Source organism: Psychrobacter sp. DM4 (assembly GCF_051307035.1).
Taxonomy (GTDB): domain Bacteria; phylum Pseudomonadota; class Gammaproteobacteria; order Pseudomonadales; family Moraxellaceae; genus Psychrobacter.
The window spans coordinates 1,209,576-1,227,567 of the sequence record NZ_CP195536.1; the positions used below are offsets into that span (position 1 = coordinate 1,209,576).

At 45.4% G+C, this 17,992-nt stretch carries 12 protein-coding genes; 5 read left to right on the plus strand and 7 right to left on the minus strand.

Annotated features, from left to right (window positions below):
• Positions 1-70: 70 nt before the first annotated feature.
• From ACR64G_RS05240 to ACR64G_RS05265, 6 genes are all read right to left on the minus strand, one after another.
• The gene (locus ACR64G_RS05240; RefSeq protein WP_435980644.1) at positions 71-877 is read right to left on the minus strand and encodes a pteridine reductase; all 807 of its coding nucleotides are present in this window, start codon (positions 875-877) and stop codon (positions 71-73) included.
• Positions 877-2,040, minus strand: a complete 1,164-nt coding sequence (locus tag ACR64G_RS05245) for a tRNA nucleotidyltransferase (protein WP_435980457.1) — start codon at positions 2,038-2,040, stop codon at positions 877-879. The genes ACR64G_RS05240 and ACR64G_RS05245 overlap by 1 nt, the downstream gene beginning before the upstream one ends.
• 116 nt (positions 2,041-2,156) lie before the next feature.
• Positions 2,157-4,469 carry an NADP-dependent malic enzyme gene (locus ACR64G_RS05250; RefSeq protein ID WP_435980458.1) on the minus strand — a complete coding sequence of 771 codons (2,313 nt, stop codon included), beginning with the start codon at positions 4,467-4,469 and terminating at the stop codon, positions 2,157-2,159.
• Positions 4,470-4,729: 260 nt separating this feature from the next.
• Entirely contained in the window at positions 4,730-6,202 is a 1,473-nt protein-coding gene (locus ACR64G_RS05255; protein ID WP_435980459.1) for a protein adenylyltransferase SelO, read from the minus strand.
• 165 nt (positions 6,203-6,367) lie between these two features.
• On the minus strand, positions 6,368-7,789 hold the full coding sequence (locus tag ACR64G_RS05260) for an acyl-CoA desaturase (protein WP_435980460.1): 1,422 nt from the start codon (positions 7,787-7,789) through the stop codon (positions 6,368-6,370).
• A 268-nt stretch (positions 7,790-8,057) separates the two neighbouring features.
• The gene (locus ACR64G_RS05265) at positions 8,058-8,936 is read right to left on the minus strand and encodes a glycerophosphodiester phosphodiesterase (RefSeq protein ID WP_435980461.1); all 879 of its coding nucleotides are present in this window, start codon (positions 8,934-8,936) and stop codon (positions 8,058-8,060) included.
• Between the two features lie 278 nt (positions 8,937-9,214).
• Between ACR64G_RS05265 and ACR64G_RS05270 the strand changes: the two genes are divergently transcribed.
• On the plus strand, positions 9,215-10,183 hold the full coding sequence (locus tag ACR64G_RS05270) for a hypothetical protein (RefSeq protein ID WP_435980462.1): 969 nt from the start codon (positions 9,215-9,217) through the stop codon (positions 10,181-10,183).
• A gap of 188 nt (positions 10,184-10,371) precedes the next feature.
• Here the strand turns inward: ACR64G_RS05270 and ACR64G_RS05275 are convergent, their stop codons facing one another.
• Entirely contained in the window at positions 10,372-10,992 is a 621-nt protein-coding gene (locus tag ACR64G_RS05275) for a cob(I)yrinic acid a,c-diamide adenosyltransferase (RefSeq protein ID WP_435980463.1), read from the minus strand.
• A 144-nt stretch (positions 10,993-11,136) separates the two neighbouring features.
• On the opposite strand from ACR64G_RS05275, the gene cysS reads away from it, so the two are divergent.
• From cysS to glmM, 4 genes are all read left to right on the plus strand, one after another.
• Entirely contained in the window at positions 11,137-12,597 is a 1,461-nt protein-coding gene (gene cysS, locus ACR64G_RS05280; RefSeq protein ID WP_435980464.1) for a cysteine--tRNA ligase, read from the plus strand.
• Positions 12,598-12,742: 145 nt separating this feature from the next.
• Positions 12,743-14,767, plus strand: a complete 2,025-nt coding sequence (locus tag ACR64G_RS05285; protein ID WP_435980465.1) for a mechanosensitive ion channel family protein — start codon at positions 12,743-12,745, stop codon at positions 14,765-14,767.
• A 155-nt stretch (positions 14,768-14,922) separates the two neighbouring features.
• Positions 14,923-16,392: an IMP dehydrogenase gene (gene guaB / locus ACR64G_RS05290; protein ID WP_435980466.1), complete on the plus strand. Its 1,470-nt coding sequence runs from the start codon at positions 14,923-14,925 to the stop codon at positions 16,390-16,392.
• Positions 16,393-16,613: 221 nt separating this feature from the next.
• Positions 16,614-17,972 carry a phosphoglucosamine mutase gene (gene glmM, locus ACR64G_RS05295; RefSeq protein ID WP_435980467.1) on the plus strand — a complete coding sequence of 453 codons (1,359 nt, stop codon included), beginning with the start codon at positions 16,614-16,616 and terminating at the stop codon, positions 17,970-17,972.
• Positions 17,973-17,992: the final 20 nt, after the last annotated feature.

Consider the following 17,992-nt stretch of genomic DNA (forward strand, 5'->3'; position numbering starts at 1 on the left):
TTTTAAATTTTCAAGTAAAAGATAGCAAGTTGCCCGCTTTGATTGACATATTTTCTTTATTCCATGAATCTTAGTCAGAGCCGCCTGCTAAAGTCAAACGGCGACCACCATCTACGTTGATCACTTCACCTGTGATATAGCTCGCTTTTGCCAAAAAGAGCACTGTATGTGCGATATCTTCAGGAGTGCCAATCCGCTGCATAGGAATAGAGTTAATAATGCGTCGTTGCTGCTGATGATCTATCGCTTGGTCGCTACTGTTATCCGGTAATATATTGACGCCAGGGGCGATACCATTGACTCTGACGTCAGGTGCAGCTTCTAATGCTAAAGACTGTACCAGCATTTGATGCGCCGCCTTTGCCATATTGTAGACCGTATAATGCTCAAACGGTTTATCCTGAGCGTGGATGTCGAGTAGGCTAATGATGCATCCTTGATATCTTTTGAGATAAGGTAGTAATGCTTGGCTTAGGAACAGGGGCGCTTTGGCATTACTTAAAAACAACTCATCCCAGTGGTTATGATCTATAGTGCTAAGCGGAGTAGGATAGAAGCGCGATGCATTATGAACTAGTACATCGAGACGCCCAAAGGCATGTATTATTTTTTGTACAAACTGCTCAAGCAGATCAACATCATTTATGAGACTCAAGTCAGCAGCGATAACAGCGGCACTGTGCTCACGAGCAGTATTGAGCTTAGCTGCCAAAGCTTGTGCCTGTTGCACGCTTTGACGACAATGGATAATCACGCGGTAGCCTTGATAGTGCGCGGCTTGGATGATAGCAGCGCCAATACGTTTGGCACTACCCGTGACTAGCATAACAGGCATTTCATCATTTTTTAAAGTGATAGTCTCAAAGGTAGTATCCATCATAGTGTTTGCAAGCGCTCTATACGCGCTTGGCGTAGCGCTTCTCCAATTTTTGCACCCTTAAGATCAGGGTCGATATCTTGAATACCAACAGCATGGAAGCTACCCAGTGCTAACATCATTTGTCGATGATCTCTAGCTAATTGCAACACGTGAGCAGTGACTAGTAATTGTGAGAGTTTAGCGGGATCCTTATGCGCGCTACAGGCTTGAATCAGATCAATCTTTTGCGCTGCACTCAGCTCGTTTACTCCACTCAACTTATCGTTTTGAGTTATAAAGAGACTAGCGAATTGAGTGAGTGCTTTGGGGACTTTTGCACTATTGCCTATAGCAACGATGTCTTGCGTAGCAGTTGTGGTATCTGACTTGGCATCAAACATCTGGGGAGCAAGACTGCTCATTAGTAATGCCCAGCGCTGTGAGAGATTAAGCTGCATTTGCGCGGCAAAATATAGTGTAGTTTGCACTGTTTCTCCTATATGCCCATTGCTCCAAGCCTCATTTAGAGGTACAAAGTAATGAGTCAGCGCGCCAAGCTCAAACAGTTGCTGCCAATAGACATGAGGCGAGGTTTGCATCGTAGCGCGGCTCGACTCCTGCCAGATACGCTCCGCACTTAGATGCTCAAGCTCACCTGATACGATTAGTTGCTTCATTAGGACTAACGTCTCGCTAGCAATGGTAAAACCAGAGTCAAAGTACCGACTATAAAAACGAGCGACGCGAAGCACACGCAAAGGATCTTCGCTAAAGGCTTTTGAGACATGGCGCAGAATCTTGTCCTTGATATCATTCAGACCGCCATAATAGTCAACGACATCTCCTGTAAGAGGAGTGTCATCAAATAGGCTAACTACTTGTATAGCCATAGCATTGACGGTTAGATCTCGGCGCTGTAAATCATCTCTGAGCGTGACATCGGGGCTGGCATGAACGCTAAAGCCTTGATAACCGTGACCTTGCTTGCGCTCAGTACGGGCAAGGGCATATTCTTGCTGACTGACAGGATGCAAAAACACAGGAAAATCAGCACCGACTTGCAAAAACCCAGCAGCGAGCATCTCATCAGTAGTGGCGCCAACTACGACAAAGTCTTTGTCTTTGATAGGGCGTCCTAGTAGTTGATCACGTACCGCACCGCCAACCAGATAAACTTGCATAACAACCTCCCAATATATAGGTACAAAAAAACCAGTCAATACCGCATGAGCATTGACTGGTTTGAGTATAACAGACGCTGACTTTGGAACGTCATTAGCGTCTATTAAAGTGGAGATTATAGCGCTTTTTGCTCATCTTCTAAGTCTATAGCTTCTGTGACCGCAAGAGCCGTCATATTAACGATACGACGTGCCGTCGCTGAGGGCGTCAAGATGTGCACAGGCTTGTTAGCACCCAACAAGATAGGACCGATTGAGGCGCTACTGGTTGCGGTTTTTAGCAAATTAAAGGCGATGTTCGAAGCATCAAGCGTTGGCAAAATTAGCAGATTGGCAGAACCCTTTAGCGGGCTTGATGGCATGTCTTCAAAACGGATATTTTCATCTAGAGCTGCATCACCTTGCATCTCGCCTTCAAATTCAAAGTCGACATTCATATCGGTCAAAATCTGATAGACCTTACGCATCTTCACAGCGCTTGCACGGTCTGAGGCACCAAAATTAGAATGCGAAACGAGAGCTACTCTTGGCGTGATACCAAAGCGATGCAATTGATCTACTGCCAAAATAGTCATCTCAGCCAATTGCTCTGCTGTCGGATCTTCATGAATATAGGTATCTGCGATAAAGATATTGCGGTTTTGCATAAGAATCACGTTCATCGCATAAAAATCACTGACCCCTTCTTTTTTACCGATCACGCTCTGTACATAATCTAGGTGCAACTGATAATGGCTAAAGGTACCACAAATCATACCGTCTGCGTCACCATTGTTCACCAGTAGAGAACCAATCAGCGTAGTCTTGCGGCGGACATCACGGCGGGCAAGCTCGATACTAACGCCGCGGCGCTTGTTTTGCTCATAATAGCCCTGCCAGTAGTCTTTGTAGCGCGGGTCATCGTCTGGATTGACGATGGACATGTTGACACCATCTTTTAGACGTAGGCCAAGTTTTTCGATATTGTTCTCGATGACGGAGGGGCGACCCACCAAGATAGGCTGAGCCAAGTTTTCATCGACCACGACCTGAACCGCCAACAGTACGTTTCTGTCTTCACCTTCACAATAGACAATACGTTTAGGGTCAGTTTTTGCACGAGCAAAGATAGGCTTCATCACGAACGCTGAGTTGTATACAAACTCTGATAAACGCTGACGATAAGCATTAAAATCTTTGATAGGTAAAGTGGCAACACCAGAGTCCATCGCCGCTTGTGCAACAGCAGGTGCAATCTCAATAATTAGATTAGGCTCCAAAGCGCCTGGAATGAGATAGTCGCGACCGAAACGCTTGATATTATCGATGCTTTTGACATTGCTCATTGGGGTCGCTTCAACGTGCGCCATAGCAGCGATAGCACGTACGCAAGCAACCTTCATCTCTTCATTGACAGTAGTCGCACCAACATCTAGTGCGCCGCGGAATATATAAGGAAAGCATAGCGCATTGTTGACTTGGTTAGGATAGTCTGAGCGACCTGTCGCCATAATCACATCCGAGCGCACCGAATGCGCAAGCTCTGGCATGATCTCAGGCGTTGGATTGGCAAGGGCAAAAATAATAGGATCGCGTGCCATACGGCGTACCATATCAGGGCTCAAGATACCGGGCATCGATAGACCAATGAACATATCGACATCATCCATCACCTCATCAATAGTGGTGGCATCAGTCACGCGTGCATAGCGCTGTTTTGACTCATCTAAATTCTCACGGCTAGTACTGATAATACCGCGTGAGTCAGAGACAAAGATATTATTCACATTCACGCCAAGTGCGGTAATGATATCTAAGCAAGAGATGGCAGCTGCGCCTGCGCCTGAACAAACAATCTTGATGTCCTCAATTTTTTTCTCAGTGAGTAGTAGTGCATTGAGCATAGCGGCTGCAAGGATGATCGAGGTGCCGTGTTGATCATCATGGAACACAGGAATATTCATGCGCTTACGCAGTTCACGCTCAATCTTGAAGCACTCTGGTGCTTTGATGTCTTCTAAATTAATACCACCAAAAGTAGGCTCAAGCGACGCTACAGCTTCGATGAACTTATCGGGATCATTCTGTGCAATCTCGAGATCAAAAACATCAATACCCGCAAACTTTTTGAACAACACCCCTTTACCTTCCATAACAGGCTTGGACGCTAGAGGACCAATATTACCTAGACCAAGTACCGCGGTACCGTTGGTGATGACGCCGACCAGATTGCTACGAGCAGTGTATTTCGCAGCTAGAGTAGGGTCTTTTTCAATCTCAAGACAAGGAACAGCAACACCTGGCGAATAAGCCAGTGCTAGATCGCGCTGGTTTGCTAATTGTTTGATAGGGGTGACGGATATTTTACCAGGTCTTGGAAACTCGTGGTAATGAAGCGCCGCTTGTTCAAACTGCTGTTGTTCCGTGTCTATTTGGATATCGTCTTTCATAGTAATGGCCGTGGTTGTTATAAAAGGAAGTTAAAAAAGGGAAACACTATCTACCTAAAAGATATGGTAAAAAAAAATTATTTTGAGCAAAGCATCTAAAGCTTATACAGGTATGTATCATGCGCAGCATACAAAAAAGTTATTTTAGCATCAAAGTCAATTAACTGCCTAGTAAACGCCGATAAAAGTTATCACTCATAAGGCATGATAAAACATGAACTTTTTATCAGTAGCGTCATACGCTGTGCCTATCAGCAGACTTATGACGAACAACTGATTGGCATTTGCGGCGCGTCGGGCGCTGGTGGAGTTGTATCCAAATCGGTGGCAATATCTTGTACTTTATAAGGACTGGTAAGTAACTCATACAAGCGTGCAACTTCATCAAATTGCCCTTGCTCGGCTGCTGTTATCGCACGCTGTGCCATGTCATTACGCAAGACATAAACTGGGTTGTTACCTTTTAGATCGTCTACTACTTGTTCTGTAGAACGCGCGAGCTGTGCCAAATAATCTAAATAACGTGATGACCAGTCTTGCCAAATAAGTAGCGCTTCGGCCGATAATTCAGCTTGCATGGTGTTAAGTAATATCGTCTCAAAAGGGTGATTGCTTGATGCGACTACTGCCAATAGAGCACGAAAGCTATTGGTATAATCAAGAGTATTATCTTCAACAAAAGTCATAAATTCAAACGCGAGACTCAAGCTCTCAGAGCTATGTGGTATTCCTAATTTGCGGCATAGACCTTGTTGATAGTGCTGCATAAAACTAGCTTCGTAAGGTGCTAAGCACTCAGCCAGCGTCTCGCGTGTTACCCCTTCTAGGTGCATAAAGTGCGGCAACCATACGTTGAGATTCCAGTGACCAATAGCGGGCTGGTTTTGGTAAGCATAGCGCCCCGTATGATCTGAGTGATTGTTGATCCAGCCTGGATTAAAACGCTCCATAAAGCCAAAAGGACCAAAATCTAGCGTACTACCCGTAATAGACAAGTTGTCAGTGTTCATAACGCCATGTGCAAAACCTATGAGTTGCCAGTCGGCAATCATACGAGCAGTACGCTTAACGACCGCCTGTAAGAACGCCGCTATCGGCTGGTCTTGCTCTCGGCACTCAGGGTAGTAAGTGTCAATCATATAGTCTGTAAACTCGCCCAATAACTCAGGGGCGTAACTGGTGATCCATTCGACATGACCCAAACGAATATGGCTATCTGCCACGCGCATCAATGCAGCACCAGCCTCCATGCGCTCACGGCGTACAGGCGTCTCAGACACCACAAACCCTAAGGCGTTGGATGCCCGAACGCCAAGACCTCTAAAAGCATGACCACACAGATACTCACGTATAGTACTACGCAGTACTGCGCGGCCATCGCCCATGCGGGAGTAAGGCGTTAGTCCAATGCCTTTTAGATGCAAGTCTTGTAATTGATCGTTGTCATCGAGCACTTGAGCCATGAGTAGTCCGCGACCATCGCCCAATTGTCCTGCCCATTGCCCAAACTGATGACCAGCATACGCCATAGCGAGTGGCTCAAAACCTTCTGGAACATAAATGCCACCGATAATCTCAACCCAGCGTGCCATCAACTCGTCATCGTTACTAAAGCCAAGTTGATCGGCAACTTGTTGATTAAAGTGACCTGGAGTAGGGTCTTTGAGTGGTGTTGGTGGTTGGCGATGATAAAGGCGTGGATCTAAAGTAATATAAGTATTTTGATAGCGCATAAACAGGGTTCCTATTGGGACGAGCTAAGAAAGCTTGTGATACATCAGTACTATAGCATGACGATATATTACACTCACTAAAATCAAACGCAAAAAAATCCCCTTATCTATGGTAGATAAAGGGAAGGAGAAAACAATAAGTCAGTAGGTTTAGCGAGTAATCATTTACGCCGCTTTTGCACTATGACCGATAGAGCGAAAGGCTGTTTTCAGATTACTATTATGCTCAAGGATACGTTGCTCAACTTTGGCGTATTCATGCTTGAGTTTGTCATCCACTTCATGCAGACGATCTGCAAACTCAGTCTTTTTCATCTCGATTGTTTTGGCTTTAAGAGCCTGCCATTCTTCAACCGTTTTGGTAAAGGCATCATACTCAAACTTGATACGATCTTGGAATTTTTGCATAGTGTGCGGTATATCAATACCATTAGCATTGATCTCATCAATCTGCTGCTGCGCACGTTTGAACTGCATTTTGACTTCAGCGTGCTTGATCGTTGTATCATCCACTCGGCGCAAATCTGTAGTCAATCCTACTTTGGATAGAGCAGTAATCATCCATTTGGTTGGGTCATACTGCCACCATTTAACTCCATTACGATAGTCATACTGGAAGAAATGGTGATAGTTGTGGTAACCCTCACCCCAAGTAAAGATCGCTAAAAAGAAGTTATCGCGAGCCGTGTTGGTATCGGTATAAGGACGCGAGCCAAACATATGACATAGCGAGTTAATAAAAAACGTAAAGTGATGAGTCAAGACTAACCGTAGCAAACCTGCTAGTACTAGCGTACCCCACACATCTCCAATCAACCAGCCAACCGCTGCTACCATAGCGACATTCGTCGCTAGAACCCACAGACCATAGTATTTATGCTGAATTTGTAGCACTTTATCTTTGGTCAAATCAGGAATGTTTTTATAATCAAATTGTCCGCTTGGGTAGTTACGTAGCATCCAGCCGATATGACTAAAAAAGAAACCACGTTTAGCTGAATACGGATCTTCCATACGATCATCGACATGACGGTGATGCGTGCGGTGACCGGATACCCAGTCGAATGCTGAGCCTTGAACCGCAAGAGTCGCGCCTAGCAATAAGAACTTCTCGACGATAGGGTGTGCCTTGTAAGCACGGTGAGCAAGTAGACGGTGATAACCACCTGTGATACTCATACCTGTCCATACCATGAAAGCACCAAACACACCCCAAACAGGCGCACTCACTTGATGATTGAGCAAATACCAAGGCGTAATCACCGCTGCGGCTAGCGGCGTTGCGATCAAAAATATCGCTGGTACTAAATTAATAGGAGATTTTTTGAATTCAAGCTCAAGGGGATCTATGTTCTGGCTATTAATAGTATCGCTATTAAAAGCGATCTCTTGTCCGCCTTGAACATTAGCAGTGCTATGAGTCGCTGTCACAGGTGTCTCATCGAGAGCGGTCTTGGCTCTGTTACTATCGAGCATAGTTTTGAACCGCGTGGCTTGAGACCCAGCAGTTTGGATGAGCATATCACCAGATTGAATTGCAATACGTAAACCTTTAAGTGGCAAGCTCAGTGCTTTTTTTAAAATCATGTATTATTCCTGATAGGATTGATTTCGATATCCTATGTTACCTTATATTTTAGGTAAAGTGAACACTTATGCACTATAAAAATCTTGCTAAATAACAATAACTTGTATGAGTTAAAGGATGAATTTACGTAATTGATGACTAAGCTATCACTCCTAAGATATAAGTGTAACTAATACCCCAAATATGTAGCTACAAAGGAATGTAATTAAGTTCAGTAATTGAGGCAATAGTCCTAATGATTGATAGACATTGCTGTTGTAAATTGTCCTATAAAAACAGCGTCGGTACATCAGTGACAATCACATCAACTTGCCACTTCACAAGCTGCTGCGCGCTATCAACGTCATTGACGGTCCAAGCAGTCACTGGCAATCCATGACGATGACTATTCTCGATAACAGATTGTGTGAGGAGCGGGTAATGCACGCCGAGTTGTGTACAGCCCAGTTGCATGGCAGTAGTAGGCGCCGCTGCCAAAAAGGAGGGCGTACGAGTCAGTAGCCCTCGCGGGATACTAGATAATGTTTTATGTCGCTGTAGGTGTGCAAGAAGCTGCCTATCAAAGCTTGTGAGAACAAGGGGTAAGCTGGCAAGCGCCGTATCTACCAAGTCACGTGACAACGCTGCAACGAGCTTTCCATAATGAGTACGATTGTGAGTCTTTATCTCAAGCTCAATGTGGTTAAACTGGCTAAGCACTGGGGACGCGGTGTTTAAAACGCTCGCTTGAGTGCTATTGAACACATTTAGGGGATCAGTTGGAGAGTTGGGTGTGTGATGTGAGGATAACGGCGCGGATGACAGGGGTAGCGTTTGGGATAACATCGCAAGGGTTATAATTTGATGTCCTGATTGCAAATGACGCTGAATCTCAGGTAGGGTCAGCTGATCTATGCGAGACTGCGCTCCGCACAAGCGCTGTAGCGTCTCATCATGGAACACTACTAGATGACCATCACCGCTCAGCTGCACGTCAAACTCAACGCCCGCAAGTCCGCGTGCTTGCAGACTACGTGCGCGCTGAAAGCCGGATAGAGTATTCTCTAGTATTTCGCTACCTGCGCCTCGATGACCGATGAGGCGAGTACGATTAAGGTTCAACATATTTTGTTTTTTTGGAATTATTTGCGTGCTTTGCATAGTCATCAAATTTTCAGTGAGTAACGACTCCTATCATATAAAAATAGCTGATAGTACTCTCAAAAGTTTTCTTAATGATTTGTTATGTTTTTGCAACTACAGCCTATTTTACCGCTGATATACAGATATTAATCAGATATTAATAGAGTACAGTAATGAACATCTAGGCCAAACACCGTATAATGACGTATTTTTGACCCTATCGTGGCTATAGTATAACGAGTAAATAGGCTATCAATAGCAAAACGTCAGCCGACAACGAGCAAAGCGGGAGCAATATAAGTATGAGCGTAGCAAACAACAAGTGGATGAAATGGCAGCATGTGGCAGGTATTAGCCTCATATGTGGACTGGCAGTTGCAGGCTGTAGCCGCTCGGATGAAGATACAGTAGAGGTTGTAGAAGAGCCTGTAGTGGTAGAGGATACAACACCTGTTATCAATTGTGATAATCCTATGGTGCAAGACCGCTTAAAATCTGCGCTCAAAACTACTCTCAATCAACAAGCGCAATCGCTAGCTGCTAACTATGCTAATGAGGCTCAAATTAGTCTGAGTAACGCCACTATTACGAATAAAGTAAGCGGTATCTTAATCGATGTACAGAATATGGCGGTGATACAAGAGATTAACGATAGCGGCATGACCACCTGCCAAGCAAGCGTCAGTATGACTCTACCTAGTGAAGATCTGTATCTTGCTAGCCAGTTACAGGCGGCGAATAATCAACCAAGCTTGCAGACGCGCCTTGCACAAGACAATATCCGCATCAACAATAACATGCTCGTTGATGATGCCTTTACTTATGTCGTCGGCACTCAAGGCGGACAAGTACAAACTCGTATTGCAGGGCAACCGGCTATGGTTGGTATTGTCGCTGATGTCATCGCTAGCGCTACTTTGAGTACCGCTATTGGCGAACGTCAAGCGCAGCGCGCCGCCGAAGAGGCAACCCGCCAACGCCGCGCGCAAGCCCGAGCCGCTGGAGAGGAACGCGCTCGTCAAGCGACTCGTCAGCCCAGTCAACCACGAGTAGTGACGCCCGTGGCGCCAAAACCTCCAGCTGCGCCGTCAACCCCTGCGCCTGCGGTTAGACCTGCAACGCCGCCAACTATCAATACCGATAACAACCAAGTCGCTGTCAGTCCAAGTACTAATGCCTCAGTACCAGCTGCGTCAAGCACGCCAAAAGCTGTCCCTAAAGATGAGACTATCGATATGATTATCGTAGAAGACGAAAGCGCTACTTACTAGGTTCTAGAGCTTAGTACATTAGCACTGATAATGAGGCATCATAATAAGCGCCCATGACATCGCAATGTCATGGGCGCCTTTATTTATCACTTCTAATTAGCTATCTATAGTTCTAATAGCGAAAAGATGATCCTAATGACTACTATGCTCCATTATAAACGTCCTTATGTTTTAGACGTTTTTATACTTTAGATGTCTTCATCAAGACTCTTTAAGACCTCGCTGTCCCAAAGTACCTCTGAGACTTGTTTGGGATCTGTACAAAACCGTGCGGCGACAAACAACCAATCCGATAGGCGGTTGATCAAACTGACAGCAAAAGTGCTCATAGCCTCAGGGTGCTGCTCTCGAAGATTAACGGCTTGACGTTCAGCACGGCGACAGACCGTACGCGCAATGTGTAACTCACTGACCAGTACTGAGCCTGTCGGTAAGATAAAGTCTTTGAGCGGTGGTAATACACTGTTCATCGCATCGATCTGCTGCTCAAGCCACGTTGTGTGAGCAGCGCTAATACCCTTGTATTCAGGCATCGCAAGCTCGCCGCCGATATTAAACAATAGATGCTGTATGATGACCAGCGCTTGAGCAAAGTCTGTGTTCTTTGGCTTATCTAGCAAGTGTTCAGGTAAGCTGGTTCCTACTTGAGCTAACTGTGCGCGTACCATTCCAATATGGGAATTGAGCTCATCAATATCACCCATCACGCTAAACAGATCATCCGCTTTACTCACGCGGCTACCGTCAGCCATGCCTGTACTACCATTATCGCCAGTACGGGTATAAATCTTGGTTAAGCGATTACTCATAAATAATTCCTAAAGTGTATTATTGCGGATAGCCTTTGATTTGCTGCCATTGTAGTATTTCAGCGCCTTTTTCGCTAAGATATAGCGTTGTTAATTTATTATAAAAATTTGATGAGTATATCTCATAAAAAGGGTTCTTGTATTATGACCACATCAGTTAGCGATGCTAAGTCCACTCTTGTTATCTATGACTCTCTAAGCGCAGCTAAGCAGACGTTTGTACCTTTATTGGCAGGACAAGTCGGTTTGTATGTATGCGGTATGACTGTTTATGATTATTGTCATATAGGGCATGCAAGGGTCATGGTAGCGTTCGATATGGCAGTGCGCTGGATGACGCAGTTGGGTTATCAAGTCAACTATGTGCGAAATATTACCGACATTGATGACAAGATTATCAACCGCGCCAATGATAACGGCGAAAATATCAGTACATTGACCCAGCGTTTTATTGAAGCGATGCACGAAGATGCGACAGCGCTTGGCTGCCTGATGCCACATGCTGAGCCGCGTGCGACCGATCATATCGATGAGATGCAACAGATGATCGAGACCCTTATCGACAAAGACTATGCGTACCCTGGGAATAATGGCGATGTGTATTATGCGGTAGACAACTTCGCCGACTACGGCAAACTATCGAAGCGTAATTTGGAAGATATGCAAGCAGGCTTGCGCGTACAGGTTGAGACTGACAAGCGCAGCCCCTTTGATTTTGTATTATGGAAAGCGGCCAAACCTGACGAGCCAAAATGGGCATCTGCTTGGGGACAAGGGCGTCCAGGTTGGCATATTGAGTGCTCAGCGATGTCGACCAAATGTTTGGGCAACACCTTTGATATTCATGGCGGTGGTCATGACTTGCAATTTCCGCATCACGAAAATGAGATTGCGCAGTCAGAAGCTGCAACAGGCTGTGAGTATGCCCGCAACTGGATGCACGTCGGTTTCATTAATGTCGATGGCGAAAAGATGTCAAAGTCGCTCGGTAACTTTTTTACTATTCGTGATGTCACCGCAAAATATCAGCCCGAAACCGTAAGGTTTTTCTTATTATCGAGTCATTATCGCAGCCAAGTGAACTTCTCCGATATTGCTTTGGATGAAGCACACAATAGCCTAAGCAGGCTTTATCATACTTTAAAGATTGTCGAGCAGCAACGAGAAGATGAGCTAATCGTCGAAAACAAAGATATCGAGAGGGCTTATAACAGTGAGCTTGGACGTCAGTTTGTTGGAGCGATGAATGATGATTTTAATAGCTCAGCGGCGATTAGTGAGCTATTCGTGCTGGCACGCAGTATCAATAAACTGATCAAGGCTAACGATTTAGCAGCAGCGTGGCAACAAGCGCTTGAGCTTAAAGCGTTGGCGCAAGTTTTGGCCATACTCCAACAGCCCGTCACTCAGTTTTTGCAAACCGCTATCGGCGAGCAGTCTGATAACGCGCTTAGTGACGATATGATTGAGGACCTAATCGTTCAACGTAATACGGCTAAAACGGACAAACAATACGCCCGAGCTGATGAAATACGTGAGCAGTTAAAACAGGCAGGTATTGAGTTAGAAGACGCGCGCTCTGGTACGACATGGCGCCGTGCATAAGAAAAGATTAAAATTAGCGTGTTTGTTATCTAAAAGTAGGCGGAAGAATTAAGTACGTAAACTAACAAATAAAGTCAGCTACGCGCTGGCTTTTTTTTCTGCGCTGTTTTAGCTTAGCTACATACTTAAAAGCTAGATAATAACTATGGATCACCAAAAAAACCTGACTAAAAATCAAAGGTATCCGAACGATTTTCTCTACAATACAGATTCAATGAGCAGTGATAAGCAGACGACCATGCAGCGACAACACAATAATAATATAAGCGTCTTTTACTCGTATGTGACTAAAGTACTAGTAACTGTAGTTTTGCTCGTTGTGTTCGGTACTTCAACGTCTTTAACACATGCTGCAAATACTGAGGTTAATGATGAGCAGAATCGCTCATCGATATCGTCACAAGTGGTCGATAAGCCAGATGATTTTGTAGATTATGCGGCTCAGCAAATCGAGACGTTACAAGAAGAGGGTATAGATTTTCCTGATTCGGTAAGTGAGCTAATAACGTCAACAGATAAAGGCGCGCCGCAGCAAGCGGGTCAGCTACAAGGCGATATGGCACTAAACGGTGAGTACAACGCTAATTATTATATTTTGGATGAGCTTAATAGCGGTTTGCCTAACCTATCGACGCCTGCAAACTTAGCAACGCCGCTGGCAATGCTAGAGTTTTTCCAATCTGCGGTGATGAAGCAGCAGTATGATCTGGCAGCACACGCACTCAATCTAAACTTGTTCGATGAGACAATACAGCCGAGTAAAAGTATTGAGTTATCGAGGCGTTTAGATTTTTTACTCAGTAAAAAGAAGCTCTACGTCTTTGATGATCTGCCGGATCGTCCCGATGGCCTGATACAGCCGCCACTTGGTAGTAGTAGTAGCATCAACGGCATACCGCGCCGCTCCATTCAACTCGGCTATATGGATTACCGTGAGCGACAAGTCCCAATCTATATTCAACGGGTACGCGTCGCTGATAGCGCCCCTATTTGGGTGTTCTCAGCGCAAACGGTTGACAATATTGATGACCTATATGATCAGTACCAGCCAGCAGAATTTGAGCGCTACTTGCCGCCGCTTTTGACCTTAAGACTACTTGGCATTGCTATTTGGGAATTTTTGGCGCTTGCTCTTTTCTTTGTCATTACGATGAGTATTGGTTGGCTGCTCAGTAAAATTACCGGAAAGCTGATTAATAGATATGTTGACGATAAAAAAGAGACGCCAACAGGTGGTCAAAACAGCCTGACGGATATGATTAATAAACTTACGGTGCCGCTGACTTTTACCATTAGCTTTTCGTTGATATTTACGCTGGTATCGGGCGGCTTTCCTTATGTCGAAGCTATTGCTACCGCAGTTAGACCGATTGTATGGGTGGGATTGATGCTGAGTGCGGTATGGCTTGGTATTAGGGTGATTCACTTTTTTGCTAATCGCTATAGAGATCTGCAAATCGATGGTCTCGCGGATGATGAATATAATACTTACCGCGTACGCTTAACTTATTTGTCTATCTTTAGACGAGTCTTCATCTTCGCTATGATTTTGGGTAGCTTTTGGATTGGTATGAGCGAATTTACCAATATCGAAGGTCTAGGTAAAACCTTGCTAACGTCAGCGGGTATCGCAGGTGTCGTGCTTGGCGTTGCAGCGCAGCCGACGTTGGGCAATATCATAGCGGGTATGCAGGTTGCTATTACGCAGCCTGTACGTATTGGGGATACGGTCATCATGGAGGGCGATTGGACCACTATCGAGGATCTGCGATACACCTATGCGGTGCTAAAGACATGGGATGAGCGCCGTTTAATAGTTCCGATGCGTTACTTTGTCATAGAAATCGTAGAGAACTGGTCGCATACAGAGTTTCATCAAACTTGCGTGGTTTATTTATATGTAGATTACGGCGTTGATGTAGATGCCATTCGTCAAAAGTTTATTGACATGGTTAAGGCTCATGATCTTTGGGATGGGGAGACTGAACCTGCCATGCTTGTCATCTCTGTCGATGAGGATACCATAAAGCTGCGCGGAGCATTGGCCTCTGATAGTCCATTGAACGCGTGGATGATGGAGTGCGCCGTTCGGGAACAGATGCTCGATTACTTGAGTGAGGAGCAAAAGCCGTATCTACCTACCGAGCGCATTACCTTTAAGCGAGGCTAAAATTTATCATGTGGAACAAGGTATTATTTGATATAATGTGGCGTTATTTTTAAGGGATAGCTGAGACTTAGTGCCTATAGATTCTGCTGCATTGGCAGGATTTGGTCACATGATCAAGCGCCCACTCATCAAGATAACCACCACTAGGGGTATGTATGTTACGTATTGTCGATGAAGCCTTAACCTTTGATGACGTGTTGTTGTTACCAGCCTATTCTGAAATCCTGCCAAAAGACGCCAGTCTATCTACTCGCTTGACTCAGAACATTACCCTAAATCTGCCACTCATATCAGCGGCGATGGATACGGTTACTGAATCTGAGATGGCAATCACTATGGCGCAGTTAGGCGGCATTGGTATCTTGCACAAAAGCATGGATATCGATAAGCAAGCGACTCAAGTGCGCCGTGTCAAAAAGTTCGAAGCAGGCACAGTCGTAGACCCTATTACGGTTCATCCTGAGATGACCATTGGCGACTTGCTGCGCTTAACTCAAGATAATAATATCTCAGGCGTCCCTGTGGTCGAAAAGGGCACAGATAAGGTGGTCGGTATCGTCACACATCGTGATTGGCGCTTTGAGACCAACTTGTCACAGCCTGTCAGTCAGATTATGACGCAAAAAGATCAGCTCGTCACCGTACAAGAAGGTGAGAGCAACGAGAATATCAAAAAATTACTGCATGAGCATCGTATCGAAAAAGTCATCGTCATTGATAATGATTTTCGTCTGCGTGGCCTGATTACGGTCAATGATTTTGCGAAGGCTGAAAACAACCCAAATGCTTGTAAAGATGAGAAGGGTCGCTTGCGTGTTGGTGCAGCTGTCGGTACTGGCGCAGATACACAGGCACGAGTAGAAGCTTTGATCGCCGCTGATGTGGATGTGTTGGTCGTTGATACCGCGCATGGTCATTCCAAAGGCGTTATCGATAAAGTTTCTTGGATCAAAAAGACATTCCCGCATATTCAAGTTATTGGCGGTAACATCGCGACCGGTGATGCAGCAAAAGCTTTGCGTGATGCAGGCGCTGATGCGGTCAAAGTCGGTATTGGTCCTGGCTCTATCTGTACTACGCGTATTATCGCAGGTATCGGTGTACCGCAGATCTCTGCTATCGACAATGTGGCCAGCGCATTGCAAGATAGCATTCCACTCATTGCTGATGGTGGTATTCGCTATTCAGGCGATATGGCAAAAGCGATCGCTGCTGGTGCATCGTGTATCATGATAGGCTCGCTCATGGCAGGAACTGAAGAGGCGCCAGGTGAGGTTGAGCTGTTCCAAGGTCGCTACTACAAGGCTTACCGCGGTATGGGGAGTTTAGGCGCGATGTCAGGTCAAAATGGCTCATCAGATCGATACTTCCAAGACGCCAAAGATGGCGTTGAAAAGCTAGTTCCAGAAGGTATTGAAGGCCGCGTTCCCTATAAAGGTCCGGTCGCTGGTATCGTTAATCAATTGGTTGGTGGGTTGCGCTCGTCGATGGGTTATACCGGCTGCGCTACTATTGAAGATATGCGCACTAAACCGCAGTTCATCAAGGTTACCTCTGCTGGCATGAAAGAGTCGCACGTGCATGATGTGCAAATCACCAAAGAAGCCCCGAATTACAGAGTATAATGCTATCTGTTAAAGGGATAGTTAGTACGCTATTATTGTTCTAGTACGATAAACGCTTAGGACTCGATAGCGAGTACGTTATTATAGACAGTACACAACCAGCCAACAATGCTTACTCGTTGTTGGCTTTTTTTTATAAAATCGCGTATTGAGTAGACAGATATGATTTTATTCAATATCTTGTTGATTACCGTAAATATAATAAAAAGGATATAACTACAATGAGTTACTTTGGTACAGATGGCATTCGAGGCAAATTTGGCCAACTTCCTATCACCCCAGATTTTATTATGAAATTGGGCTATGTGACGGGCCGTGTTTTGGTTGAGAGCAATACTAATTCTGCGCGTAGACCTAGCGTCATTATTGGTAAAGACACACGGCTTTCAGGCTACGTCATTGAAGGGGCGTTACAAGCAGGATTCAATGCAGCGGGCGTCGATGTGCATATGTTAGGGCCTCTGCCCACGCCAGGTATTGCTCATTTGACGCGCAGCTTTAACGCGGCAGCGGGCGTTGTGATTTCAGCTTCACATAACCCCTATTACGATAATGGTATCAAACTGTTCTCAGCTGATGGCAAGAAGCTATCCGATGAGGTGCAAGACGCCATTAACCACAAAATGAAAGCCATCATGGAAGCAAAAGATGAGGGGATGCCTATTCATGATCCGGCGCAACTGGGCAAAACTACCCGTATTAACGATGCCAAAGGTCGCTACATCGAATTTTGTAAAGGTAGCTTCCCTTATCAGTATGATCTCAGTGATATGACCATTGTAGTCGATTGCGCTAATGGTGCCGGCTATAGCGTCGCGCCTCGGGTACTACGCGAGCTTGGCGCCAATGTTATCGCTATGCATAACAACCCTGATGGTATGAATATCAATGCAGACTGCGGCTCGACCCATCCTGAAGGGTTACAGCAAGCGGTCTTAGACCATAACGCTGATGTTGGTATAGCGCTCGACGGTGATGGCGATCGCATCGTCATGGTCGATGATCAAGGCAAACTGGTAGATGGTGACGGTATTATTTATGTGCTGGCCACTCAAGCGCAAAACAAAGCCAACGGAGTAGCAGGCACGCTGATGAGCAACATGGGGCTAGAGCTGGCTCTAAAGGAGCATAGCATTGCGTTTAGCCGTGCTAAAGTGGGCGATCGTTACGTGATGCAAGACTTAGAGGCCAATGGCTGGATACTGGGCGGCGAGCCTTCAGGCCATATCCTATGTTTAGATAAAAGCCGTACCGGAGACGCTATCATTGCAGGTTTGCAAATCTTAGCAGTAATGAAAGAGCAAAATAAAGCATTGAGCGAGCTGACTGACGGCTTTAAATCACTCCCACAAAAACTAGTCAATGTGCGTCTGTCTGATATGAAAGATCCTTTTGCCTATGATGAGTTGGTTGTTGCATTTGACAAGGCTCGTGCAACCCTACAAGGCCGCGGCCGCTTACTCATTCGTCAATCGGGCACAGAGCCTATGATCCGAGTCATGGTGGAATCTGATGACGAGATAGAATGTGACGTTATGGCTAACGATTTGGCAGATCAAATCAAAGCAGTATTGGATTAGCAAATAGAGGATAACTATGA